26 protein-coding genes and 1 tRNA gene are annotated in these 25,933 nt (G+C 36.1%); 20 read left to right on the forward strand and 7 right to left on the reverse strand.

From position 1 onward, the window contains the following. Positions 1–85 precede the first annotated feature (85 nt). Positions 86–1,012, forward strand: a complete 927-nt coding sequence (gene cysK / locus H964_RS07990; protein ID WP_039766417.1) for a cysteine synthase A — start codon at positions 86–88, stop codon at positions 1,010–1,012. A gap of 40 nt (positions 1,013–1,052) precedes the next feature. Here the strand turns inward: cysK and H964_RS07995 are convergent, their stop codons facing one another. Both H964_RS07995 and H964_RS08000 read right to left on the reverse strand, forming a co-directional pair. Next, positions 1,053–1,415 carry a hypothetical protein gene (locus tag H964_RS07995; RefSeq protein WP_039766427.1) on the reverse strand — a complete coding sequence of 121 codons (363 nt, stop codon included), beginning with the start codon at positions 1,413–1,415 and terminating at the stop codon, positions 1,053–1,055. A 29-nt stretch (positions 1,416–1,444) separates the two neighbouring features. After that, positions 1,445–2,341, reverse strand: a complete 897-nt coding sequence (locus tag H964_RS08000) for a KaiC domain-containing protein (protein ID WP_039766434.1) — start codon at positions 2,339–2,341, stop codon at positions 1,445–1,447. 337 nt (positions 2,342–2,678) lie between these two features. Here H964_RS08000 and H964_RS08005 point away from each other — a divergent pair, with 337 nt between their 5' ends. The 3 genes from H964_RS08005 (at position 2,679) to H964_RS08015 (ending at position 5,447) form a co-directional block, all read left to right on the forward strand. Then, complete coding sequence (locus tag H964_RS08005) at positions 2,679–2,894, forward strand: FeoA family protein (RefSeq protein ID WP_011917260.1); 216 nt, start codon at positions 2,679–2,681, stop codon at positions 2,892–2,894. 23 nt (positions 2,895–2,917) lie between these two features. Next, positions 2,918–4,747 carry a ferrous iron transport protein B gene (gene feoB / locus H964_RS08010; protein ID WP_011917261.1) on the forward strand — a complete coding sequence of 610 codons (1,830 nt, stop codon included), beginning with the start codon at positions 2,918–2,920 and terminating at the stop codon, positions 4,745–4,747. A 256-nt stretch (positions 4,748–5,003) separates the two neighbouring features. After that, positions 5,004–5,447, forward strand: a complete 444-nt coding sequence (locus tag H964_RS08015; RefSeq protein WP_011917262.1) for a Fur family transcriptional regulator — start codon at positions 5,004–5,006, stop codon at positions 5,445–5,447. 12 nt (positions 5,448–5,459) lie between these two features. Here H964_RS08015 and H964_RS08020 read toward each other — a convergent pair whose 3' ends face one another. Together H964_RS08020 and sleB are read right to left on the reverse strand one after the other, a co-directional pair. Beyond that, the gene (locus H964_RS08020) at positions 5,460–5,765 is read right to left on the reverse strand and encodes a hypothetical protein (protein WP_011917263.1); all 306 of its coding nucleotides are present in this window, start codon (positions 5,763–5,765) and stop codon (positions 5,460–5,462) included. A 17-nt stretch (positions 5,766–5,782) separates the two neighbouring features. Beyond that, positions 5,783–6,463, reverse strand: a complete 681-nt coding sequence (gene sleB / locus H964_RS08025) for a spore cortex-lytic enzyme (protein ID WP_011917264.1) — start codon at positions 6,461–6,463, stop codon at positions 5,783–5,785. Positions 6,464–6,670: 207 nt separating this feature from the next. Between sleB and H964_RS08030 the strand changes: the two genes are divergently transcribed. Further along, on the forward strand, positions 6,671–7,768 hold the full coding sequence (locus tag H964_RS08030; protein WP_408605219.1) for a D-alanyl-D-alanine carboxypeptidase family protein: 1,098 nt from the start codon (positions 6,671–6,673) through the stop codon (positions 7,766–7,768). 16 nt (positions 7,769–7,784) lie between these two features. Here the strand turns inward: H964_RS08030 and H964_RS08035 are convergent. Together H964_RS08035 and H964_RS08040 are read right to left on the reverse strand one after the other, a co-directional pair. Further along, positions 7,785–7,863: transfer RNA gene (locus H964_RS08035), tRNA-Pro, on the reverse strand. Positions 7,864–7,908: 45 nt separating this feature from the next. Then, positions 7,909–9,033: a glycosyltransferase family 4 protein gene (locus H964_RS08040; protein ID WP_039766435.1), complete on the reverse strand. Its 1,125-nt coding sequence runs from the start codon at positions 9,031–9,033 to the stop codon at positions 7,909–7,911. Positions 9,034–9,111: 78 nt separating this feature from the next. On the opposite strand from H964_RS08040, the gene H964_RS08045 reads away from it, so the two are divergent. The 15 genes from H964_RS08045 (at position 9,112) to H964_RS08115 (ending at position 25,530) form a co-directional block, all read left to right on the forward strand. Further along, positions 9,112–10,047 (forward strand): RluA family pseudouridine synthase, encoded by a 936-nt coding sequence (locus H964_RS08045; protein WP_039766436.1) that lies wholly within the window; start codon positions 9,112–9,114, stop codon positions 10,045–10,047. After that, positions 10,044–11,291: a CapA family protein gene (locus H964_RS08050; protein WP_039766442.1), complete on the forward strand. Its 1,248-nt coding sequence runs from the start codon at positions 10,044–10,046 to the stop codon at positions 11,289–11,291. The genes H964_RS08045 and H964_RS08050 overlap by 4 nt, the downstream gene beginning before the upstream one ends. A gap of 27 nt (positions 11,292–11,318) precedes the next feature. Next, positions 11,319–13,127, forward strand: coding sequence for a translation elongation factor 4 (gene lepA, locus H964_RS08055; RefSeq protein ID WP_039766443.1), 1,809 nt, complete (start codon positions 11,319–11,321; stop codon positions 13,125–13,127). A gap of 17 nt (positions 13,128–13,144) precedes the next feature. After that, positions 13,145–14,275, forward strand: coding sequence for a radical SAM family heme chaperone HemW (gene hemW, locus H964_RS08060; protein WP_039766444.1), 1,131 nt, complete (start codon positions 13,145–13,147; stop codon positions 14,273–14,275). A gap of 111 nt (positions 14,276–14,386) precedes the next feature. Further along, entirely contained in the window at positions 14,387–15,418 is a 1,032-nt protein-coding gene (gene hrcA / locus H964_RS08065) for a heat-inducible transcriptional repressor HrcA (RefSeq protein ID WP_039766445.1), read from the forward strand. Between the two features lie 21 nt (positions 15,419–15,439). Beyond that, on the forward strand, positions 15,440–16,093 hold the full coding sequence (gene grpE, locus H964_RS08070; protein WP_039766446.1) for a nucleotide exchange factor GrpE: 654 nt from the start codon (positions 15,440–15,442) through the stop codon (positions 16,091–16,093). 40 nt (positions 16,094–16,133) lie between these two features. Next, positions 16,134–17,954, forward strand: coding sequence for a molecular chaperone DnaK (gene dnaK / locus H964_RS08075; protein ID WP_039766447.1), 1,821 nt, complete (start codon positions 16,134–16,136; stop codon positions 17,952–17,954). Positions 17,955–18,087: 133 nt separating this feature from the next. Further along, on the forward strand, positions 18,088–19,251 hold the full coding sequence (gene dnaJ / locus H964_RS08080; protein WP_039766448.1) for a molecular chaperone DnaJ: 1,164 nt from the start codon (positions 18,088–18,090) through the stop codon (positions 19,249–19,251). Between the two features lie 33 nt (positions 19,252–19,284). Beyond that, the gene (gene prmA / locus H964_RS08085; RefSeq protein ID WP_039766451.1) at positions 19,285–20,193 is read left to right on the forward strand and encodes a 50S ribosomal protein L11 methyltransferase; all 909 of its coding nucleotides are present in this window, start codon (positions 19,285–19,287) and stop codon (positions 20,191–20,193) included. A 22-nt stretch (positions 20,194–20,215) separates the two neighbouring features. Beyond that, positions 20,216–20,944, forward strand: coding sequence for an RsmE family RNA methyltransferase (locus H964_RS08090; protein WP_039766453.1), 729 nt, complete (start codon positions 20,216–20,218; stop codon positions 20,942–20,944). A gap of 15 nt (positions 20,945–20,959) precedes the next feature. Further along, positions 20,960–22,108 carry a cysteine desulfurase family protein gene (locus tag H964_RS08095; protein ID WP_039766454.1) on the forward strand — a complete coding sequence of 383 codons (1,149 nt, stop codon included), beginning with the start codon at positions 20,960–20,962 and terminating at the stop codon, positions 22,106–22,108. Between the two features lie 12 nt (positions 22,109–22,120). After that, entirely contained in the window at positions 22,121–23,299 is a 1,179-nt protein-coding gene (gene thiI, locus H964_RS08100) for a tRNA uracil 4-sulfurtransferase ThiI (protein WP_039766455.1), read from the forward strand. Beyond that, positions 23,292–24,014: a pseudouridine synthase gene (locus H964_RS08105; protein ID WP_083931495.1), complete on the forward strand. Its 723-nt coding sequence runs from the start codon at positions 23,292–23,294 to the stop codon at positions 24,012–24,014. The genes thiI and H964_RS08105 overlap by 8 nt, the downstream gene beginning before the upstream one ends. Positions 24,015–24,039: 25 nt before the next feature. Further along, positions 24,040–25,155 (forward strand): aminopeptidase, encoded by a 1,116-nt coding sequence (locus H964_RS08110; RefSeq protein ID WP_039766457.1) that lies wholly within the window; start codon positions 24,040–24,042, stop codon positions 25,153–25,155. A 72-nt stretch (positions 25,156–25,227) separates the two neighbouring features. Next, positions 25,228–25,530, forward strand: coding sequence for a hypothetical protein (locus H964_RS08115; protein WP_011917281.1), 303 nt, complete (start codon positions 25,228–25,230; stop codon positions 25,528–25,530). A 62-nt stretch (positions 25,531–25,592) separates the two neighbouring features. Here H964_RS08115 and H964_RS08120 read toward each other — a convergent pair whose 3' ends face one another. After that, positions 25,593–25,781 carry a hypothetical protein gene (locus tag H964_RS08120; RefSeq protein ID WP_039766458.1) on the reverse strand — a complete coding sequence of 63 codons (189 nt, stop codon included), beginning with the start codon at positions 25,779–25,781 and terminating at the stop codon, positions 25,593–25,595. Positions 25,782–25,933 lie beyond the last annotated feature (152 nt).

Consider the following 25,933-nt stretch of genomic DNA (forward strand, 5'->3'; position numbering starts at 1 on the left):
TTTTTAATTTTTTTTGACATATTGATGAGAAAGTTATATAATAAAATAAAAACCGACTATTTCGATTGGATTTGGGGGTATATAAATGATTTACAACAATATAACTGAGTTAATTGGAAAGACACCGCTTGTGAGGCTAAATAAGCTTTCAAAAGAACTTGATGCAGAAATCATTGCAAAGATAGAGTATTTCAATCCTGGCGGAAGTGTTAAAGACAGGATAGGTCTTGCAATGATTGAGGATGCTGAGAAAAGGGGACTAATTAACAAAGACACAGTGATCATTGAGCCAACAAGTGGCAATACAGGTATTGCTCTTGCAATGGTATGCGCTGTAAAAGGCTATAAACTCATTTTGACCATGCCAGAGACAATGAGCATTGAAAGAAGAAAGCTGCTTCGGGCGTATGGTGCAGAAATTGTTTTGACACCTGGTGAAAAGGGAATGAAAGGTGCAATTGAAAAAGCTTTTGAGATTTACAACTCAACTCCTAACGCTTTTATGCCTCAGCAGTTTGAAAATTTAGCAAACCCAGAAATTCACAGAAGAACAACTGCGCTTGAGATTTGGAATGATACAAACGGTCAGGTTGACATATTTGTTGCAGGTGTTGGCACAGGTGGTACAATTACAGGTGTTGGAGAAGTGTTAAAAGAGAAAAAACCAAGTGTGAAAATTGTTGCGGTTGAACCTTTTGAGTCTGCAGTGTTGTCAGGTGAGATGCCCAGACCTCATAAGATACAAGGAATTGGTGCTGGGTTTGTACCAAAGGTTTTGAACACAAAGATTTATGACCAGATAATAAAAGTAAAATCTGATGATGCATTTGAGATGTCAAGGTACTTAGCAAGAGAAGAAGGGATTTTGGTTGGAATCTCATCAGGTGCAGCTTTATACGCAGCAGTTGAGGTTGCAAAAAAGAGTGAGAATAAGAAGAAGATGATTGTTGTTCTTCTTCCTGACACAGGTGAGAGGTATTTATCAACAGATTTGTTCAATGTGAATGTGTAAAAAATTCCGGCTCTATGCAGTCTCTGCATAGAGCCGTTTTTTATTTTCCACTTTGGCTTTCCTTCCATGTTTTGTATGCAAGTTTTGCAATGCCGCCTGCAATGTGAGTTTTTTCGACACTATCACCACTTTCGAGCTTGTTCTTTGCATACTCAGGTTTGCTTTGCAAAATTGCTTTTGTTGTTTGAGTGCTAATTCCCAAAAATTCAGCAATCTCATCTGCTGATTGGTTTTCTTCGCTGTGAAGGTAAATGACAAAAATAGCTTCCATCAGTGATGCAAGCCATGTAAGTCTTTTGTACTCAACAAGCTTTCTTGGTCCACCTAAGATGTCTATTGCAATTGAGAAAATTTGTTTTATAACCTCATCAATATTTTGCTGCACCAAATCTATCCTTTTCATGGCCTGCACCCCCTTTTTTCTATTTTTATTTATTCTTTGTCGTCTTTTTGCTGACCTGCAATATATCCGAGTGGATACAGAACCTTTATAAGCCCGTTTTGCTCAATCTCAAATACATATGTTTTTGAATCATGGCCACACATTCTACAGCCATCTACCCTCAAAAGACGAATAACATCACCAATTGGTCTTTTGAATGTGCTGCTGTCAAACCTGTTCATAATGACTTGTTTCGAAAATACAATTGTGCCGTCAACAATATGACTTACTGCATATCCGCCTGCAGCCTCAGCAGAGAGATGTTCCTGTCCACTTCGCTTTTGTGAAATCATCAGGGTTGTGAGTCTTTTTGACTTTAGAAAATTATAGATAGTTCTTACAATTTCTCTTGCGTAAATCTCTTTTGATTCAAATAATCCTGTAACAGAGTCAATTACCACGTTTTTTATATTAAATCTTGTAGCTGCATTTTCTATTGTCTTAATGAAGTTATTTATGTTACCGCGAATATTAAAGTCTTTGGTAATATCAAGCATGTACACATTTTCTTCAACTTTTGACTTGTCAATATTCATGGCAGCAGCACGTGAAAGAAGTGAAGAATACAAGAACTCCGCAGGTGTTTCAACTGTGATATAAAGAACGCTATTTCCTTCATTTGCTTGAGTAACAGCAAACTGCTCAGCAAATAGACTTTTCCCAGTGTCAGCAACACCACTTAGATTTATAACAGAATACGCGGGAATTCCACCAAGTGGTTTTACAACAGGCTTGCCAGTTTCTTTTGAAAATTCAGCCTTGTAAAAAAGCTTATCTATGCCATCCACTCCAGTTTTTACTCCAAACAGCTCTGGTGCAGACTTTGACAGGTCTTTGAGCTTTACAGCATCTACTGTGGCTTGTACTTCACTGCTTGTTTTGTTCACTTTTTTTCACCCCCCTTTTTTTGATTAAAGGAGGATTATATACTCTTCCAATTATAAAAATAATTACAAATATAGACTTTGTCAAGGTCAAAAAAGGTCAAAATTTGCGAAATTTTGCGTCAAATGGCTAAAAAATTGAGAAAAATTACTCTTTTCTTTCACAGCTTTGATTTTTAGCTTTATTCTGAAAACCTTCTGAGATTTTGCTTGACTTGTTAGAAAAAATTTGATATCATTTAATTGAGAATAATTCTCAATTAAAATAAACTATCAATTACAACACGTTTTCAAAGACAAACTTGAGCATTGAAGATTGTAAAAAAAGAGGTGAGGATTTATGACATTGGACATGGTATCAAAAGGGCAGGAAGTTGTGATAAAGAGTATAAAGAGCAAAAATGCAAGGATATATGCACTGAGATTTGGGATAAATGAAGGAAGTAGAGTCAAGTGCATTGCTAAAATAAACAATGGGCCTGTTATTTTACGCAAAAACCATCAAGAGGTTGCGATAGGGAGAGAACTTGCAAAACAGATAGAGATTGAACAATGATATGAAAGGGGTTTGAAAAGAAAATGCATTGTCACTGCCAGTCATTTGAACTACTCAAACTTCCTCAAGACAAAGAAGTCATAGCTCTTGTCGGTAATCCTAATGTTGGAAAGTCAGTAGTTTTTAGCAAACTCACTGGTAAATATGTTGAAGTTTCAAATTTTCCTGGAACAACAGTTGATATAAACTATGGATTTTACAAAAACTATGTAGTAATTGACACCCCCGGTGTTTATGGCATCTCTTCTTTTAATGACGAGGAGATAGTTACAAGAGATATTGTTCTGAGCGTTGACAAAGTGATAAACGTTGTTGATGCTCTTCACCTTGACAGAGATTTATTTTTAACCCAACAGCTCATAGACTATCAAAAGGACATAATTGTTGTTTTAAACATGTTTGATGAGGTTAAAAAAAATGACATGAAGATTGACATAGATGCCTTAAAAAAGACCTTAGGTGTTGAGGTAATTGTCACTTCAGCAACCAAAGCAGAAGGCATAGAAAAGCTCCAAGAGGCGATTGATAAAAACCTTTTTAGAAAAGGCAATCCTACACCACAGCTTCAAAAACTTTTACAGGAGGCAGGTATGGAATTTTCTAAAGATGGCCTTGCTACAGCTGAAAATATCTTCAACCCTTCGATTTCAGAGTTGCAAGAGAAGATTTACAGTTTAAGAAGATCTCATGTTGATAAGATATTTGAAAAAGCAGTAAGATTTGACACAAAAAAGCTTGAAATTAAAAATAGAATAAGTGAAATACTTGTAAATCCTATAACTGGTATTCCCATTTTAGCAGCAACTCTTTATATAATGTACTACTTTATGGGTGTGCTTGTTGCTCAGAGAGTTGTTGATTTTACAATGAATAAGGTAATGGGTGAGTATTATCTTGGATTTGTGAAAGGCTTACTCACTCCATTTGTAAAAAATATCTATATACAAAAAATTTTAATTGGTAACTACGGCCTGCTTTCTATGTTTCCAGTAGTTTTTTTAGGTCTTCTATTTCCTCTTGTGGTTGCCTTTCACCTTTTTATGAGTATATTAGAAGACAGTGGGTATCTTCCAAGAATTGCAGCACTTGTTGACAAAGTATTTAACAAGATTGGTCTTAATGGCAGAGCTATAATCCCGATTATATTGGGGTTTGGATGTGTCACAATGGCTACAATGACAACAAGGATTTTGGGCTCAAAAAGAGAGAGGGTTATCACTATGTTTTTACTTGGGCTTGCAATTCCGTGTTCTGCTCAGCTTGGAATTATAAGTGGACTGATAGCAAGACTTGGTTATTGGTATCTTGTTATATATATACTCATTATTGGTTTAGTATTTGGGATTGTAGGAAGGATATTGAACAAGGTTATACAAGGCAGCTCAACGTCGCTATTTATAGACCTTCCTACTTTAAGAATTCCGCTTATATTAAACGTTATTAAAAAGACATATTACAAGTCTAAAAACTTCCTGATTGAAGCACTGCCTATATTTGTTTTGGCAACACTTATACTTGGATTTTTGGACGCAACAGGTTTTCTTAAAATTATTGAAAATATAGCACAGCCCATTGTTACAGGTTTTTTGAAACTTCCAAAGAGAATGACAGAGGTGTTTATTCTGAGCATTATAAGACGAGACTATGGTGCAGCAGGGCTTGTCACAATTCCTACCACAAAAAGACAGATGTTTGTGGCACTTGTAACAACTACTCTGTTTGTTCCTTGTATAACATCCTTTGCCATGATGACAAAAGAAAACGGGCTAAAGTATTCACTTTTTATTTGGGTTTCTTCGGCTGTAATAGCCATTTTGGTGGGAGGACTTTTAGCACATATTATGATTGTTTAAAAATTCTCGAAAAAGAGGTGCAACTTCAAAATGAAGACAAAGTGTCCTGTATGTGGTTATGAAGCTGACATTACAAACAAAAAATGTCCAAGATGCAACTCTTCGCTTTTGGATTCTTTAAAATGCAGAGGTAATTGTAAAGGTTGTAAGCAAAAGTGCTCTATAAGATATTGACATGTCAGTTTGGTTGAGAATAAAATGTATATCATAAAATAGAGAAGTTATAATTTTAACTAAATGGAGTTGGAGAAAATCAATGAGCAAAAATCAATTAGAGGAGATAAAAGAACAACTTAAACAAAAGGGATATAAGCTAACAACACAGAGGAGGATAATTCTTGATTCTATCTTGGACAATCAAGATAAGCATCTGAGTATAGAAGAAATTTATAGGATAGTTAAAGAAAAGATGCCAGAAATAGGACTGGCAACAGTGTATAGAACAATAATGCTTTTAAGTGATTTAAAAGTGCTCAATAAAATTGACCTTGACGATGGATGTTCACGGTTTGAACTTTCAAATAGTGAAGATTCGCATAACCATCACCATTTGATTTGTATCAAATGTGGTAGGGTAGAAGAAGCAGAAGACGACCTTTTAGAGGCTTTAGAAGAGCAGATTGAAAAGAAAAAGGGATTTAAGGTGATAAATCATATGGTAAAATTCTATGGCATCTGCAAAGAGTGTAAAAAGGAATGAGAGAAAAGCCTCTCATTCCTTTGATTTTATAAGAACCTTATAGAAACTGCCGTTGTTGTCATCTTTGTTTCCAAAGCTATCTTTAAATGCTAAGTATAAAAATCCATTTATCAAAGTTGGGATTACCATTAGATATTCTGAGTTTTTTCTGATCATTTTGCACTCATAAATTTTTTCTATCAAATCATCTCTTCCAAACCCAAATTGAAGGTAAATATCCTTCTTTAGTCCATCAAGTAAGATGCCTCTGTTATAAATTATCATCAGCTTATCACCAGAGATAGGTTCTTGAGGGTATAGCTTAAATGGCAGGTCCATTTTAAAATTTTTTCACCTCACTTTGCAAACACATGATTGCCTATAACAGCAACAATTGGCCTGCTCCAAATCCATTTATTTGTTGTCTTTGCCGGGTTGAAAAAGTAGAGAGCTCCCCCTGTTGGGTCCCAGCCGTTTAGAGCATCTCGTGCTGCATTTATCGCAGAGGCTGTTGGCGGTAGATTAATCTGCCCGTTTGAAACAGACTCAAATGCCCCGGGTTGGTATATGACACCTGCAATGGAGTTTGGAAAGCTTGGATGCCTTACTCTATTTAGCACAACAGCTCCAACTGCAACCTGTCCAACATAGGGCTCACCCCGTGCCTCTGCACTGATTAAGTGGGCAAGAAGGTTCAGATTAGAATTGTAAGATGAGCGTGAAGTTGTGGTTACAATTCCAAGTGCTCTTAAGGTCTCACTTCCCGCAATTCCATCAACTTTTAGACCGTTTTTGGCTTGAAAATATCTCACAGCCATATATGTTTTGTACCCGTATATTCCATCGATTGGTCCATCATAATATCCCCATTGTTTAAGTCTTCTTTGAATTTCTATAACCTCACTTCCAGTTGAACCATAGTAAGATAAAACAATGGGGTTCACTACATATCTGAATTTTATCTGTTCATAATGAGAAAGTGTATAAAGAGTAGCAATCAAAAGAGCACATGCCAATAAGACCTTTATATACCTCATTCCTTTCACCTCATGTAACTTCAAAAATTTAAATAGCTTTTTAAAAATAGTATGTCTCTTGATTTTTGAGAATATGTATTGTGAATAACAAGCCGAGGTTGTGTAGATAATTTAATTATAGGAAAATAAAAGGAATTGGGGTGAAAGGTTGTGAAAAGAATTTTAACACTTTTAATTTTATCTTTCTTTCTTTCGAGTTTAAATTTTATAAGAGCTTTTTGTCAAACGCAAAATAATGAACTCACAAATAGTCCTGAACTTTCTGCAATGTCTGCAATACTTGTTGACTTTGACACAGGCAGAGTACTTTTTGAGAAAAACTCTCATGAAAAACTTCCCCCAGCTTCAATTACAAAGATAATGACAATGATTTTGATATGTGAGGCAATTGAAAAAGGTAAACTTAAGCTCTCTGACAAGGTAATTGCAAGTCAGAACGCTGCAAGTCTTGGTGGCTCCCAGGTATACCTAAAAGAAAATGAAGAGATGACAGTAGAAGAACTTTTAAAATCCATTGCAATTGCATCTGCAAATGATGCCTGTGTTGCCTTGGCCGAGCATTTGGCTGGAAGTGTTCAAGGGTTTGTTTATATGATGAACCAAAAGGCAAAAGAGCTTGGTATGCTCGATACAAACTTTGTAAATCCATATGGACTTGATGCAGAAGGACATTATACCTCTGCATATGATGTTGCTGTTATGTCAAGAGAACTATTAAAACACAAACTCGTAAGAAACTATCTTACAACATGGGTTGACACTGTAAGAGACGGTAAGTTTGGGCTTACAAACACAAACAAACTTGTGAGATTTTATAGAGGTTGTACAGGTGTAAAGACAGGTTCAACTGACAAAGCAAAGTTTTGTATCTCAGCATCAGCCCAGAGAAATGCTCTTCATCTTATTGCAGTTATAATGGCTGCACCAGATAGTAAAACAAGATTTAACGAGGCTGTACGACTTCTTGACTGGGGATTTGCAAACTTTGCGATGTATGCCCCATATGCAAAAGATTTTAGTTTTGGCAAGGTTAGGGTTAGAAATGGGCTAAAAAAAGAGGTAAGTGCAGTTTTAGAAAGGGATGTAAAACTCCTTGTTAAAAAAGGAGATGAAAACTCTATTGAAACCAAAACTATCTTACCAAAAGAAATACCAGCACCTGTGAAGCTTGGTCAAGTAGTGGGTAGAATAGAACTTATAAAGGACGGTAAGACTCTTGCAATTTATAACCTTGTTGCAAGTGAAGATGTTGAAAAGAGGAATATATTTGACATCTTTAAGATGCTTTTAAGATTAGAGATGTAAAGAGCCCAAAAATAAATGGTCGGGGCGACTGGACTTGAACCAGCGAACCTCTAGCACCCCAAGCTAGCGCTCTAACCAAACTGAGCTACGCCCCGACCTTTATTATTTTTGTTCTACAAATACATTATATTCTAACTTCTCTAAGATTTCAAGGCAAAAATTTGTTGATAGATAGCTATAGTAGAGCTTATAGTTTTCTCCCAGCTATACTTCTTAGCTAAGCTATAACCTTTTTCAGAAAGCTCTTTTCGAAGCTTTTCACTTTCGAGTACAAGCAAAATCTTTTCTGCGATGTCTTCCTCAAAATAAGGATTGACAAAGATAGCTGCGTCTTTTAACACTTCTGGCAGAGAAGTCGTGTTGCTGGCAATTGTAGGAATTTTACAAGCCATTGCTTCAAGTGGCGGAAGGCCAAATCCTTCATATAAGGATGGATAGACAAATAAAATGGCACCATTATATAAATAAGGCATTAGTTCTACCTCAACGTATGAAACAAAATGTACACGCTCACAAAGCCCAAGTTCTGCAACAAGACCTTTCACCTCTTCAAAACTCCTACTAAATTTTCCAGGAATTACAAGATGAATACCATCAATTTGATCTCTTATCATATTGTAAGCTTTAATCAACCTTATGAGATTTTTCCGAGGTGAAAAACCACCTACATACAGGATATACGGAAAGTCTATATTGAATCTTTGCTTAAGCATGTTTTCAACCTCTTGTTTTGAAAGGGGCTTGTAGATATCTTCTGGTGCTAAGTGTGTTACAAACACCTTTGATGGATCATAGTCAAAGTACTCACATATATCTTTTTTAGAGAATTCAGAAACAGTTATCACGCTATCTACAATCTTCAAAATCTTCGGAACATTTTCTCTAAAGATTTTTAAATAGCCCGGTCCCACTGTCTCAGGCAACCTAAATGGGATTATATCGTGAAGGGTTATAATATAACTACACTTTTTAGAAAAAGGAATGCCTATTCCGTTTTGAGGAACGTGGTAAATCTCAATATCATTTTGGATTATTATCTCCTTTATCATTATCTCTTCCCAGAATCTGTCTAGTTGTTGAGGCAAAAGATTTATGTTAATATTTTCTGCTGAAACAAACTCTATTTCAGATTTGTCGGGCCATATGATAAGGTATTCGTTTTGTTTGTCAAGTTTTTTGATATAATTTAAAAGTTGATAAGTGTAAGTTCCAATACCAGAACCTCTATACCATTTAGCTGCTCTACCATCAATGCCAATTTTCATGTTTTTTTCATTTTCAATTTGGTCAATTTTATTATATGATAATATTATTCAACGTGTTAAAAAGTGAGGTATATGTAAATGACAATAGAAATGTTGATTGAGAAAAATTTTGCAGGTATGAAACTTGAAAAGGCTATAAAAAAGAAATATCCGACAATCCCAATGAGTGTAATATTTAAACTTCTGAGAAAGGGCAGAATAAGAGTTAACTTTGAGGTTGCTCAGAAGGGTCAGATATTACAATTTGGAGATTTAATTAGCTTTGACATAGAAGAGAAGTACTTAGATCAGAAAAAAGTTGAAATTTCAAAAGTATATGAAGATGACAATATAATTGTCATTGACAAACCATATGGTATTCCTTCGCACCCCGATACAAATAACGAGTATTCTGTTGTAAATTGGATTGAAGATAATTATTCTGGCAATCAGTTGCCTGCACTTTGTCACAGGCTTGACAGGAACACTTCAGGTCTTATGATTATTGCAAAAAATAGACAAGTTTTAAACGAGATGTTAAAATATATGAGTAGAAGGGCTATTAAAAAGAAGTATTTATGCATAACAAAAAGGGTGGATTTGCCAAAAAGTGGAGTACTCGTGCACTATCTAAAAAAGGACTCTAAAAAAAGCAAGGTTTACATTTCAGATTTACCGGCTGAGGGTTATTCAGAGATTGTCACTAGGTATAAAATAATACGAGGCAAAGACGACTTGCTGCTTGTTGATGTTGAAATAGAAACAGGGAAAACACATCAAATTAGGGCCCAGTTTGCGCATGTTGGGCTTTGCATTTTGGGTGATAGTAAATATGGTGACTGGGCGCTAAATAAGAAGTATAATGCAAGTATTCAGTGTCTTTGTGCTTATTACCTTAAATTTGACATAGGTAGAAAAGGAATTTTAAGATACTTAGATGGCAAGAAGATTGTCAAGGATATTGTTGAATTTCCTATTCACATTGAAAATTTAAGTAAAATAAATGTTTATAAAGAAAGAGGGCTTGAGTTATGAAAAAGATTTTGTATGTTCTGGGTTCATTTATTATAGTCCTTCTTATTGGAATAAATGCAATATTTTATTATGAGAACATGTATGTAAAAAATTATATCCCGGTTTCCCAGGAGGTTTATGATACTACAAAGAAACAAAATACATCCACACCTGCAAGGGAAAAAACTGCGGCAGATACTACTAAATCTTCTTCTGTTCAGCTAAAAAACCAGCCAAAAGAATACAAAGCAACAATCTCGCTTGTTGGCGATGTGTTCTTCAATGGGTATCTTTTAAAATCGTATTATAACAGACAAACTCAATCATATTCATTTGGAAATATAATGGAAAATGTTAAAGACATAACCTACGCAGACTTAAGTATTTTCAAGTTTGATAGCAGTTTAACGTCTAATTTGCCAGTTTCAACATATGGCAAATACAATGCTCCAAAAGAAAGTTTAGGTTTGCTAAAGTCTGCTGGCTTTAATGTTGCAGTACTATCTTCTTCACATATTTTTGATGGCAAAAAGCAAGGCTTAGAAGATACAATCAAAAATCTAAAAGAGGCAGGAATTAGCTCTGTTGGGGTAAGGCTCTCTCCAGATGAACATACCTCAAAGGTGTTTGACATAAACAATATTAGAGTGGGGGTTGCTGCATTTACAAAGGAACTTTCAAATGTGTATCTTGGAAGCAACTCTTCATATAAAGATTATGTTGATATTTTGGACAAAGATACAATTCGAAACCGGCTTGAGTACTTGAAAGGACTCAATTGTGACATTATAATAGCATATGCAAACTGGGGATATGAAAATTCAATAAACCCAACTTCAGAGCAAAAGGAGTTTGCAAAAGAGCTCATAAAATACGGAGCTGACATTGTAATTGGAACACATACGCATACCATTCAGCCATTTGAAAAGATACAAGTTGAAGATGGAACTTCTGGCAAAAGAGAGGGTATAGTATTTTATTCCCTGGGAAATTTCCTTTGTGACCAGACAGTTATTTTCCCATACAATAGGTTTGGGTTGACTGTAAGAATTGAGCTTACCAAAAAGGATAATAAACTTACAAAAAAGATTTTAGTAGAGCCTATATATATTTTCAGAAAGACAAGAATAAATGGCAATTACTATGATTTTATGCTTCTGAAAGCAAAGGATATTCTAAACAGGAGTGATGTAAGACAATCTTACATTCGGTATGCCAAAAAGCTTTTAGATGAGGTGCAAAGTCAACTTCAAAATCTACAATAATTTGATTTTGTAGGGGGATTACTTGAGGTGGAGAGAAGACAGGACAGAATTAGGAACTTTTGCATAATTGCTCATATTGACCATGGAAAATCAACTCTTGCTGATAGAATAATTGAGCTGACAGGTGCTTTGAGCGAACGGGAGATGCAAGACCAGGTTCTTGACACAATGGAGATAGAGAGAGAAAGGGGTATTACTATAAAAGCGCAGGCAGTGAGGCTAAATTATAAAGCAAAAGACGGTAAAGAGTATATATTTCACCTCATTGACACACCAGGACATGTAGACTTTACCTATGAAGTTTCAAGAAGCCTTGCTGCTTGTGAAGGCGCAATCTTGGTTGTGGATGCAACTCAAGGTATTGAAGCTCAAACTCTTGCGAATGTTTATCTTGCGCTTGAACATAACTTAGAAATAATACCAGTTATAAACAAAATCGACCTTCCAAGTGCAAGACCAGATGAGGTTAAAAAAGAGATAGAGGATGTTATTGGACTTGACGCATCAGATGCCCCTCTTATTTCAGCAAAACAGGGAATTAACATTGAAGAGGTTTTGGAAAGGATTGCAAGAGATATTCCACCCCCCAAAGGTGATGATACAAAGCCTTTGAAGGCTTTAATATTTGACTCTCTTTATGACAACTACAAAGGTGTTTTGGCATATGTTAGGGTATTTGATGGAGTAGTAAAACCCAATATGACAATAAAGATGATGTCAACTGGTGCACAGTTTACAGTCACGGAGGTTGGCTATTTCAAACCCGGCATGTTAATTCCTTGTGAAGAGCTAAGGGCAGGTGATGTTGGATACATTGCAGCATCGATAAAAACTGTCAGAGACACAAGAGTTGGTGATACTATCACTGATGCAAACAATCCAGCTGATGAGCCTCTGCCTGGTTTTAGAAAGTTAAACCCGATGGTGTTCTGTGGAATCTACCCAACTGGTGATACAAAATATGAAGAGCTCAAGGAAGCACTTGAAAAGTTGCAACTCAATGACGCAGCACTGTTTTTTGAGCCAGAGAGCTCTGCTGCGCTTGGTTTTGGTTTTAGATGTGGCTTTTTAGGCCTTTTGCACATGGAAATTGTTCAGGAGAGGCTTGAGAGAGAGTATGATTTGAACATTATTACAACAGCACCATCAGTTGTTTACAGGGTTACAAAGACAAATGGAGAGGTTTTGTATATAGACAATCCCACAAAACTTCCACCACCCAATGAAATAGACAAGATGGAAGAGCCAATGGTAAAGGCCACCATCATGGTACCAAACGAATATGTTGGAGCAATAATGGAGCTTTGTCAGGAGAGAAGAGGAATTTTTAAAGATATGTCTTATATAGAAACAACCCGTGTCATACTCACCTACGAAATGCCGCTGATGGAGATTGTCTATGACTTTTTTGATGCGCTAAAATCACGCTCTAAAGGTTATGCTTCATTTGACTATGAATTCATAGGATATGCAGAGTCCAATTTAGTAAAGCTTGATATAATGATTAAAGGCGAGGTGGTTGATGCACTTTCGTTCATTGTGCACAGGGACAAGGCTTATCAGAGAGCAAGAAAGATAGTGGAAAAATTGAAAGAAGAGATTCCCAGACATCTATTTGAGATACCTATTCAGGCATGTATTGGTAGCAAGGTGATTGCAAGAGAAACTGTAAAGGCACTGAGAAAAGATGTGCTTGCCAAATGTTATGGCGGGGATGTGACAAGGAAGAAGAAACTTTTGGAGAAGCAAAAAGAGGGTAAAAAGAGAATGAAACAAATCGGAGAGGTTGAGATACCTCAGGAGGCTTTTATGGCTGTTTTGAAGTTAGAAGAGTAAAAGGAAGTGCAAAAAGGTTGGGAAAGAAGATTGGGCTTTATATCCACATTCCATTTTGTAAGAAAAAGTGTCTTTACTGTGATTTTGTATCGTATGAGAATGTTGAAAATGGTCTTGTATCTGAATATTTTAATTCTCTTCAGAGAGAACTTATTTTTTACAAAGAAAACTATGACATTGAGATAGAAACAATTTATATTGGGGGAGGTACACCGTCGGCAGTAGACACTAAGTATATAGAAAGATTGATTGAATTTATATATTCAAATTTCAAAGTGAAAAAGAACTGTGAGACAACAATTGAAGCAAATCCAGAGAGTTTAAATGAAGAGAAGCTAAAGATTTATAAGCTCTTAAATATAAATAGGCTGAGCATTGGGGTTCAATCTTTGAATGACACTGAATTAAAAGTGCTTGGAAGGATTCATACATCGAAAAGAGCTCTGGAAATATTAGAGCTTGCAGCAAGATACTTCGAAAACTTCAATGTTGATTTAATGATTGGACTTCCATACCAAAATATAGAGAGCTTTTCAAAGACTTTGGAAACAGTAATTAGTTTCGGACCTCCTCATGTCTCTGTATATTCTTTGAAGATTGAAGAGGGCACATATTTTTATTATGAATATGACTCATTGAAAAACTATTTGCCTTCTGAGGAAGAAGAGAGAAGTATGTACTGGCTTGCAGTAGAAAGACTTTACGATTTTGGTATATATCAATATGAGATATCAAACTTTGCAAAAAAGAATTTTGAATGTAAGCACAATCTTAAATACTGGAACTACGAAGAATATATTGGAATTGGCTCAAGTAGCCATTCTTTTTTTGAAAGATATAGATATTCCAATGTAAGTGACCTTAAAGAATATATAAGTAGCTTAAAGAATGGGTATCTTGCAGTTGATACAAAGGAGTATATAGATGATGAAGAGATGGAAAAAGAGTACATTATTTTGGGGCTTAGAAAAATTGAGGGCATTGACCTTTTGGAGTTTGAGAGAAAATTTAATATAGACTTTATGAAGAAGTACAAAACCCAGATAGAAAAACTAAAAAAGTATGGACTTGTAGAGATAAATTCGCATTTTAGACTTACAAAAAAAGGAATGGACCTTGCAAATATAGTGTGGCAAGAGTTTATTTAAAAAGGTCAAAGAAAGTCAAAAAATCTACTTGACAATTATCTACTAAAGTGATATCTTATATCTTAGAATTAGCACTCATCAAATGAGAGTGCTAACAGTAAGGTGAGGAAAATGCTGGATGAAAGAAAAAAAAGGATACTTCAAGCAGTCATAGACGATTATATAAATACAGGGGAGCCAGTTGGTTCACGCACTATTGCAAAAAAGTACATCTTTGGTATTTCTTCTGCAACTATTCGTAATGAGATGTCTGATTTAGAAGAGATGGGGTATTTAGAACAGCCACATACTTCAGCAGGAAGAGTTCCGTCTGATAAAGGGTACAGATACTATGTTGATGAATTAATGAAGGTTACAAGGCTTTCACCGCAAGAGGTTGAGTTTATAAGGTCACAGCTTGATGTGAAGTTCAGCGAAATAAATGAGTACATGGAGAACATAGCAAAGATTATCTCGAATCTTACAAACTATACTGCTGTGCTCTCAACTCCAAATGTAAAGAAAAGCTATATCAAGCATCTACAGCTTTTGCCGGTTGATAGCAAAAAATATATATTAATTTTGGTTACAAATACAGGACTTGTAAAAGATATTCTTTTAGATAAGCCGGAAAATATTGATAGCAAAGATTTTATATATATCACTAACGTACTTAACCAAAAGCTAAGTGGACTTAAATTAGAAGACATTGATGAAAATACAGTTTTGGACATTGAAAATAGCTTGGGCAAGAACAGGACAATCCTTTCACCAATCATTGACAATGTGTTAAGAACAATCAGTGCAGCGGACAGTACAGAAGTGGTCCTAAGTGGTATCAAAAACATGTTTGACTTTCCGGAATTCAATGATGTTCTAAAAGCAAAGATATTCTTGCATATATTTGAGCAAAAAGACATGCTACGAAAGATTATAAACTCTTCAATGCACGACCATATAACCATACGCATAGGTACAGAAAACCCAATTGAAGATTTAAAGGAGTGTAGCATTATTCTTTCCACTTACCGAATAGGCGACAGTATTGCCGGTTCAATTGGTATAATCGGGCCAAAGAGGCTCAAGTATTCACAGACAGTTTCTTTGATCGATTATATTTGCGATACGTTGTCTGATATTTTGACAAGACTTTTCACAGAATAAATAAAGAGGTGATCTTTGAAGATGTGCGAGATGGAAAACAAAGAGTTAAAGAGTGAAGAGACAAACATTTCTGAAAGTCCTCCAGCTACTGAAGAGGCGGTAGAAAAAGAGGTTTCTTCAGAGCAAAAAATCGAGGCACAAAATGAAAATAATCAAGCTGAAAATGTTCAGCAGGATACCCAGAGTCAAGAGCAAGAAGACCCAATTGAGGCGTTAAAAAAACAGCTTGAAGAGAAAGAAAGGGAAGTTGAGGAGTACAAAAGCTTGTGCCAGCAAATTGCCGCTGACTTTGATAACTACAGAAAGCGAATCGCAAAGGACAAGGAAAATATGTACTATGAAGTTGTTGCAGATGTTATAGGAAAGCTTCTTCCTATTGTTGATAATTTTGAAAGAGCAATCAGCTCTGCTAAAGAGTCGGAAAATACAAATGAAGAGTTTTTAAAAGGACTTGAGATGATAAAAAAGCAAATTGATGATATCTTCTCAAAACTTGGTGTTGAGCCTATTGAAGCTTTAAATAAGGAGTTTGACCCATACCTCCACAATGCTATTATGCATGTGGAGGATGAAAGGTATGGTAAGAACATTGTGATTGAAGAGTTCCAAAAAGGTTATAAGATAAAAGACAGAGTTATAAGATACAGCCTTGTTAAGGTTGCTAATGCAAATTAATTAATAATCAAATCGAAAATAAAAAAGGAGGTTGATAACAATGGCTCATATTTTAGGTATAGACTTAGGTACAACAAACTCTTGTATGGCAGTAATTGAAGGTGGGCAGCCTGTTGTCATTCCAAATGCAGAAGGGTTTAGGACTACACCGTCTGTTGTTGCTTTTACAAAAACTGGTGAGAGACTTGTTGGTCATGCTGCAAAAAGACAGGCAATTACAAATCCAGAGAGGACAATTATCTCAATCAAAAGAGATATGGGTACAAACAGGAGAATCAAGATAGACGACAAAGAATATTCTCCCGAAGAGATTTCTGCAATGATTTTGATGAAACTAAAAGCTGATGCTGAGGCATATCTTGGTGAAAAGATTACACAAGCTGTTATCACAGTTCCTGCATACTTTACAGACTCACAAAGACAAGCAACAAAAAACGCAGGTAGAATTGCGGGACTTGAGGTTTTGAGAATTATCAACGAGCCAACTGCTGCAGCTTTGGCTTATGGCCTTGACAAGGAAGGACATCAGAAGATAATGGTATATGACCTTGGTGGTGGAACATTCGACGTTTCAATTTTAGAGATTGGCGAGGGTGTTATTGAGGTTTTAGCAACATCTGGTAACAACAGACTTGGTGGTGATGACTTTGACCAGAGAATTATTGACTATATAGCAGATGAGTTTATGAAAGAACATGGGATTGACCTGAGAAAGGACAAGGTTGCACTCCAGAGATTAAAAGATGCAGCAGAAAGAGCAAAGATTGAGCTCTCGTCTGCACTTCAGACAACAATTAACTTGCCATTTATAACAGCAGATGCAAACGGTCCAAAGCACATTGACATGGTATTGACAAGAGCTAAATTCGAGGAGCTTATAAAAGACCTTGTAGAAAAGACAAGAGAGCCTGTTGAGACAGCACTTTCAGATGCAAAGCTCACACCAGAGCAGATTGATAAGGTCATTTTGGTTGGCGGTTCAACAAGAATACCTTATGTTCAGGAGTTTGTCAAAAAGCTCACAGGAAAAGAACCATTCAAAGGTATAAATCCTGACGAATGTGTTGCAATTGGTGCAGCAATCCAGGCAGGTGTATTGGGAGGACAGGTAAAAGACATCTTGCTGTTAGACGTAACACCACTTTCCCTTGGTATTGAGACCTTAGGTGGCGTGTTCACAAAAATAATTGAGAGAAATACAACAATTCCAACAAGAAAGAGCCAGATATTTACCACTGCTGCAGATGGTCAGACTCAGGTAGAGATTCACGTTTTGCAAGGTGAAAGACCACTTGCAAAGGACAACAAGACACTTGGTAGGTTCATCTTGGACGGAATTCCACCTGCTCCACGTGGTGTTCCACAGATTGAGGTTACATTTGACATAGACGCAAACGGAATAGTACACGTTTCTGCAAAAGACCTTGGCACAGGTAGAGAACAGAAGATAACCATAACATCCCAGACACACCTTAGCGAAGAGGAGATTCAAAGAGCAATAAAAGAGGCAGAGATGTATGCAGAGCAGGACAGGAAGAGAAAAGAGCTCATTGAGACAAGGAACAAAGCAGACTCTATCATCTACCAGACAGAGAAGCTCTTGCGTGACCTTGGTGACAAGATGACAGCAACTGAAAAAGAACAAATCGAAGCAAAACTCAAAGCCCTCAAAGATGTTATGAATGGTGAGGATAAAGAGAGAATTGAAAGAGCAATTGATGAGCTGACAAAATCATTCTACGATGTTTCAACAAGGCTGTATCAGCAAGGTTATACTCAAACTGGACCACAGGGAGGCACAAACCCTGGTGGTCAGAGCGGAACTGATGGTAATGTCAACACTGATTATAAGGTATATTAACAAATTTAGATTCTTTAGAAAAAGGGACCAAAGTCATAACACTTTAAAAATGGCTTTGGTCCTTTTTAATGATTTGTTAAAAGTTTTGCGTTGGTATATAATAATATTCAGTAAGCTAAGTAGGTGATAAAAAATGGCACAAAAAAAAGATTACTATGAAATTTTAGGTGTTCCACGAAACGCAACACAAGAAGAGATAAAAAGAGCATATAGAAGACTTGCAAAGCAGTATCACCCTGATGCCAACCCAGGAAACAAAGAAGCAGAAGAAAAATTTAAAGAGATAAATGAAGCATATGAAGTTTTAAGTGACCCTGAAAAGAGAAGAAAGTACGACCAGTTTGGCCATGCAGCATTTGACCCAACATATGGTGCTCAGGGCGGAGGATTTTCTGGTGGCTTTACAGGTGGTTTTGCAGATTTTGACTTTGGAAGTTTTGGGGACATATTTGAAGACTTGTTTGAAGGGTTTGATATCTTTGGCTCATCAAGAAGAAGAAAAGAAGCACCAAGAAAAGGTGCTGATATACAGGTTGATTTAGAACTGACTTTAAAAGAGTCGGTCTTTGGCTGTGAAAAAGAGATTCCTATTTACAGAACAGAGAAATGTTCTGTCTGTGGCGGAAGTGGTGTAAGACCGGGTGCCACACCTGTCAGATGTCAAAAATGTGGTGGTACAGGACAAATTAGGTCAAGACAGGCAACATTCTTTGGTGAGTTTACTACAATAAAAACATGCGATGCATGTGGTGGAGTTGGAACTATCATCACGGACCCTTGCAGAGAATGTGGTGGTACTGGAACTGTTAGACGTCAGAGGAAGGTGAAGATAAACATTCCAGCTGGAATTGACGATGGCCAGGTAATAACTTTAAGAGGTGAGGGTGAGAGTGGCATAAAAGGTGGGCCAAATGGTGATTTGCACATTAGAATCAAAATAGCACCTCATCCTGTTTTCAAACGAGTTGGGCAAGACCTTTATGTTGAGGTACCAATCACATTTGTCAATGCAGCACTTGGTGGAGAAATAGAAATACCTACATTGGATGGAAAGACCAAGGTAAGAGTTGAACCAGGTACACAAAATGGAGATGAGGTGAGAATTAAAGGCAAAGGTGTTCCTTATTTGAGAGGTAGGGGTAGAGGCGATTTGGTTGTGAAATTTGTTATTGAAGTACCAAAGAAGCTTTCTGAAAAGCAAAAAGAGCTTTTGAGAAAGTTTGAAGAGCTTTCGTCTGAAGAAGGGTATGAAAAGAGAAAACATTTTTGGGACAGGATAAGAGAAGCCTTTTCGTAAACTCTTTAAAGAAAAAAGGAGAAATGAATTGGTATGAAATGGTTTGAGGTTGCGATTAAAACTGTAGAAGAAGCAGAGGATGCTATTTCAAATATCTTATATGATCTTGGGGCAAATGGTGTTGTAATAGAAGACAATGAAATTTTAAAATATCCAAATTCATGGGATTATATAGATGAAAATCAATTTCCTAAACGAAATTTCGCAGTTGTTCGTGCGTATTTTCCTGAAAGTGTGAATATCTCAGAACTTATTTTCAACATTGAAGAGAGGTTAAAAGATGCTTCACAGTACCTTAATATTGGCGAGGGCGAGATTGACATCTCTGAGGTTGATGAGAAAGACTGGGCAAACGAGTGGAAAAAGTATTACAAGCCTGTTGAGATAGGGAATATTGTCATTGTACCATCGTGGGAAAACTACCCAAATACAAAAGACAAGACAGTTATAAAACTTGACCCTGGTATGGCATTTGGTACAGGTACACATGAGTCAACAATGCTTTGTTTAGAGGCAATTCAAAGATATGTAAAAGCAGGGTTTGATGTAATTGATATTGGTACAGGTTCAGGAATTTTAGCAATTGCAGCAAAAAAGCTTGGAGCCAATAGAGTTTTAGCAGTTGATATAGATGATGTTGCTGTAAAGGTTGCAAGAGAAAATGCTGCTTTGAACAATGTAGAAATTGAAATTAGGCAAAATGACTTGGTTTTTGGAATTGAAGAAAAGTTTGACATAGCAATTGCAAATATCATAGCTGATATAATAATAAAATTGGCCAATGATATTAAAAACGTTCTCAAAGAAGATGGACTTTTTATCTCATCTGGAATTATTGAGGATAGACTTGATGATGTATTAAAAAGCTTCAAAGAAAATTCTTTAGAAGTAGTTGAAATCAAAAAACTTAATAACTGGTGCTTAGTGGTAGCAAGAAAGTAAGAGGAGTATAGGGTGATAAACATTGCCTATTTTTTTTATTGAGAGCAAGAACATTGTCAATGACATTGCATATATAACAGACAAAGATGATTTAAACCACGTAGTAAAGGTTTTGCGCAAAAGAGAAGGTGAAGCTTTAAATCTTTGTGATGGTGTGTATGATTACAAAGCTAAGATTTTAGAAATTTCAAAAGATAAAATAAAAGCAGCAATAGAAGAAAAGATTCTCAACCAGCGCGAGCCACAAAAAGATGTTTTTTTATTTCAGAGCATTATAAAAAATCAGAAGATGGACATTATAATTCAAAAGGCAACAGAGCTTGGTGTAAAAGTTTTAATTCCTGTTATTTCAAAAAGAGTTGTTATTGATATCAGCGAGAAGGAAGAAAAAAAGATACAGCGTTGGCAGAAAATTGCTAAAGAGTCCCAAAAGCAATGCCTAAGACCATATTCGCCACAGATTCAAAGACCTATTGAAATTGGTAAAGTCAAGGACTTTTTAGATGAGCTTGACCTCCTTATCATTCCATATGAGAAGAAAATCGAAAGGGTTCACTTGGATGTTGAACCCAATATAAACAGAGTAGGTATATTGATTGGACCGGAGGGTGGTTTTGAAGAAGAGGAAATAGAGATTTTTAAAGACTTGCAAAAAGTCAGAATAGTCTCACTTGGAAAGCGCATTCTAAGGAGTGAAACTGCAGCTATTTCGGTAATTTCTATTGTCATGCACCTTCTTGGTGAGATGTGAAAGGAAGGGTAGAAGATGGTTGTATATTTTGACAATGCAGCAACAACACGTCCATTCGATGAGGTTATAGAAGGTTTGAAAGATTTTTTGGCCCAAAATTATGGTAACCCATCATCCTTGCATAGGCTTGGAGTCAGCGCTGAAAAGGTGTTAAAAGAGGCAAGATGGAAAATAGCTCAAAAGATAAATGTAAATCCTGAAGAAATATACTTTACATCTGGGGGTACAGAGGCAAACAATTTAGCACTGATTGGAATTGCCTTTGCTAATCAGAAAAGAGGAAATAAAATAATCTCAAGCCCTGTTGAGCACCCATCAGTATTAAATACACTTGAGCACCTGAAAAGATGTGGATTTGAAGTGCGCTTTTTAAAGGTTGATCAAAACGGAAATATTGACTTTGAAGAGCTCGAAAATGAAGTGGACGATGAGACAATTTTAGTAAGCGTCATGCTTGTAAACAACGAAACAGGGCATATTTTTGATGTAAAAAAGATAGCTGAAGTGGCAAAGAGGAAAAATCCAAATGTGATTGTTCACACAGATGCGGTTCAGGCGTTTATGAAGGAAAAGACCAATGCCAAAGAACTAAACGTTGATTTGATGTCAATAAGTGGGCATAAGATTCACGCATTAAAAGGGATTGGAGCCTTGTATATCAAAAAGGGGATCAACATTCAACCAATAATTTTTGGTGGGGAGCAGCAAAATGAAGTAAGACCTGGGACAGAGAATATGCCAGGTATTTTTTCAATTTATAAGGCAATTGAGGTGTATGAAAGGCTGCAAAATGAGCAGCCAAATAAGCTAAGAATGATAAAACAAAGATTTATTGAGGGGCTAAGAAGTTTTGATGATGTTGTGATAAATTCACCACTTGACAATACATCTGACGCAATTTTAAATGTGTCATTTTTAGGGATTAAATCCGAGGTTCTGCTCCATACTCTTGAAAGCTATAATGTATTCGCATCGTCTGGTTCTGCTTGTTCATCAAGGGGCAGAACATATAACAAGGTTCTTTATAGCATGGGAAAATCAATGGAAATTGCACAAAGTAATATACGTTTTAGTTTTTCTTATTTGAATAACCTTGAAGAAGTTGATTACACACTTGAAGTATTGGAAAAATCGCTCAAGTTTTTGCAGAAAATAAAAAGGTAAAGGATGAATGGAATGAAGGCTATTTTAATAAGGTATGGTGAGCTTGCCTTAAAAGGATTAAATCGTCCTTTGTTTGAAAACAGGCTTGTGAGGAACATAAAAAGAAAACTCAAGAATCTTGAGAATATCTCAATTACGAAAGAACAAGGTAGAATATTTATTGAAAACCTCTCTGAAAATGATTTTTATTTTGCAATTGAAAGGCTAAGGAAGGTCTATGGTCTTGTTGGTTTTACTATCTGCGAAGTTGCAGAAAAACAAGTAGAGGCTATCAAATCTGCAGCTTTAAACGTTGCTCTTAATGAGATTCAAAAAGGCAAGAAAACCTTCAAAGTTGAGACAAAGAGGGCTGATAAGACATTTGAATTAAGGTCGCCAGAGCTTTCAAGACTTATTGGCGCACATATTCTTAAAAATCTTGCTGACAAATATGGTCTTAAGGTTGATGTGCACAATCCAGACTTTGAGGTAAATATTGAGATAAGGGACAAAGCATATGTGTATTCGTCAGAAGAGAAAGGCATTGGTGGTATGCCACTTGGCACAGGGGGCAAGGCACACCTTTTGCTCTCTGGCGGGATAGACAGCCCCGTTGCAGGGTTCATGATAGCAAAAAGAGGTGTTGAAATAGAAGCGGTCCATTTTTACAGCTTTCCATATACAGGTGAGAAGGCAAAAGAGAAGGTCATTGACCTTTGCAGGGTTTTAGCTCAGTTTACAGATAGACTAAAGCTTTACATTGTACCTTTTACTGAGATTCAAACTACTATCTACGAAAAATGTAATGAGAGGTATCTTACAATTATTATGAGAAGATTTATGATGAAGATTGCAGAAAGGATTGCTAAAGAAAACGGCGGTTTAGCTCTTGTGACTGGTGAGAGTATTGGACAGGTTGCAAGTCAAACAATGGAAAGTATCATTTGTACAAACGCTGCTGTATCAATGCCAGTCCTAAGACCTCTTATTGGCATGGACAAAGAAGAGATAATAAGAATTGCAAAGAACATTGGCACATATGACATTTCAATCTTGCCATATGAGGATTGCTGTACGGTATTTGTTCCAAAACATCCAAAGACTAAGCCCAAACTTGAAGAAGTTATTAAAGAAGAGGAAAAATTAGATGTATCATCATTGATAGAGAATGCCATTTCGAATACTGAGTGGATGGTGATAGAAGATAGGTGATTTAGTTCGCCTTCAAAAGTTTATGGCTGACTGTGGGGTTGCGTCACGCCGAAAGTGCGAAGAAATTATTCTCCAAGGAAGAGTAAAGGTAAATGGTAGAACCATTACAGAGCTTGGCTTTAAAGTTGACCCTCAAAAGGATGAGGTCTTGGTTGATGGCAAAAAGCTTGTACCAGTCCAAAAGAAAGTTTATATAATGCTCAACAAGCCATTTGGTGTGATATCTTCTGCAAGGGATGAGAAGGGTAGAAAAACTGTTGTAGACCTTGTAAAAGACAAAGTGGATGTTAGAGTTTTTCCTGTAGGAAGACTTGACTTTGACACAATAGGGCTTATACTTCTTACAAATGATGGAGAGTTTGCATATAAAGTTACACATCCCAAACATGATATTGAAAAAACATATATTGCACTCATTGAAGGTGTGCCAACAAAAGAAGAAATTGAGCAGTTTGAAAAAGGCCTTTTGATTGATGGAAAAGTAACCTCACCTGCAAAGTTTAAGGTTTTAAAGGTTTTGAAAGGAAGATCTCTTGTTGAGATAAAAATACACGAAGGAAGGAACAGACAAGTAAGAAAAATGTGCGATGCAATTGGACACAGAGTATTAAAACTTAAAAGAGTTGCAATAGGCAAGCTAAAACTTGGCAAGCTAAAAGAAGGAGAGTTTGTTTTTTTAGATGAGAATATGGTAAATAAGGTGTTTGAAAAATAAGAATTTTAGAAAGGAGACGGTTACATTGGTAGATGAAAGAGTAAAAGTACTTGCAAAAAATCTTATAGAATACTCTGTTGATCTAAAAAATGGTGAAAAGATTTTGATAGAACTGATTGGGGAAGAAATTGATTTGGCAAAGGAGCTTATAAAGCTTTCATATCAAAAAGGCGCAATGCCGTTTTTGTGGATTAAGAATCAAAGTCTATTAAGAGATCTTCTTTTAAATGCCACTGAAGATCAAATAAAAATAATTGCTGAAAATGAAAGACAACTTATGGAAAAGATGGATGCTTACATTGGTATCAGATCAAGCCAAAATCCATTTGAACTGAGTGATGTGCCAGATGATAAGATGGCGCTGTATCAGAAAATCTGGTTTCACAAAGTACACGGTGAGGTAAGAGTGCCAAAGACAAAATGGTGTATTTTAAGATACCCCAATTACTCAATGGCTCAGCAGGCAAGGATGAGCAAAGAGACATTTGAAGATTTTTATTTCAATGTTTGCAACCTTGACTACAGAAAGATGTCAAGGGCAATGGATAAGCTGGTGGAACTTATGGAAAAAACAGATGAAGTGAGAATAGTAGGTGAGGGCACAGACCTCACATTTTCAATAAAAGGTATGAAGGCTGTAAAATGTGATGGACATATGAATATACCTGATGGTGAAGTATACACTGCACCTGTTAAAGACTCTGTCAATGGGTATATAACCTATAACACCCCTTCAAACTATGCAGGTTTTAAGTTTGAAAATATTAGGTTTGAATTTAAAGATGGAAAGATTGTAAAAGCTACTGCAAACAACACAGAAAAGTTAAATAAGATTTTGGACACAGACGAGGGTGCAAGGTATATAGGTGAATTTTCAATTGGACTAAATCCATACATTACAAAGCCTATGGAAGACACGCTATTTGATGAGAAGATAGCCGGAAGCATACACTTTACACCGGGCAGTGCTTATGAGGATGCTGACAATGGCAACAGATCAGCTGTGCACTGGGATATAGTGTTGATTCAGACCCCTGAATATGGCGGCGGAGAAATTTACTTTGATGGAAGACTTATTAGAAAAGATGGAAGATTTGTCATACCTGAGCTTGAAGATTTAAATCCAGAAAATCTCAAATAAATTTTTCTCACAAACTCAAGTTTTCATGAATAACATAGAAGTAGACATAAAATTTTGTAGGGTGAGAATACTTTGGATAGCTATTTTTCAGCTCAGGAGCTTGGTACATTTGCAGGAATTACAGTTGCTACAAATGTTATTGTTCAGTTTACAAAAGGCATATTCAAAAAATGGTGCAAAGATTATGTAATTAGAATCTACACCTTTTTTGTAGCATTTGTTCTATCCTTTGTTTTTATTCCACACCAAAACACGTTAAAAGATATTACGCTACTGATGATAAATTCTATACTAATCTGCATGGCATCATTTGGGAATTATGAAATGATAAAGGACACATATCGAAAAAAGTCTACAGATGAAAAACACACCTAAATTATTTTAGGGGGATGATTTTTGGCATCCCCCTTTTTATATTCCCTTCCTACCATCCTACTTCATTGAATTTCCTTTATCTTTTCATCAAGTTCTTTTAGTTCATCTGTGATATGGCTTTTTAGTTTTGAAATCTCTTCAATCTTTGAAAACTCTTCTAACAGCAGGTTTTCTGTTTCAATTGGTATGTTGAACTCCTTTAAGTTAACTAAGTTTGTGTCAAAGTATATGTCACACTTGGGAGTAAACATGTTAAATCCCCCCTTCTAATATATATTATACCCGGTGTATTATAAATATGTTCAATGTATCCACGAATACTTCAAAAATACATGTATATTTAAACTTTAAAATCTTTGCTATAATAAAAGGTAGTTTATTGCAAGAGTAATTCCGCTTATTG

The organism is Caldicellulosiruptor sp. F32 (assembly GCF_000404025.1).
In the GTDB taxonomy this organism is placed as follows: domain Bacteria; phylum Bacillota; class Thermoanaerobacteria; order Caldicellulosiruptorales; family Caldicellulosiruptoraceae; genus Caldicellulosiruptor; species Caldicellulosiruptor saccharolyticus.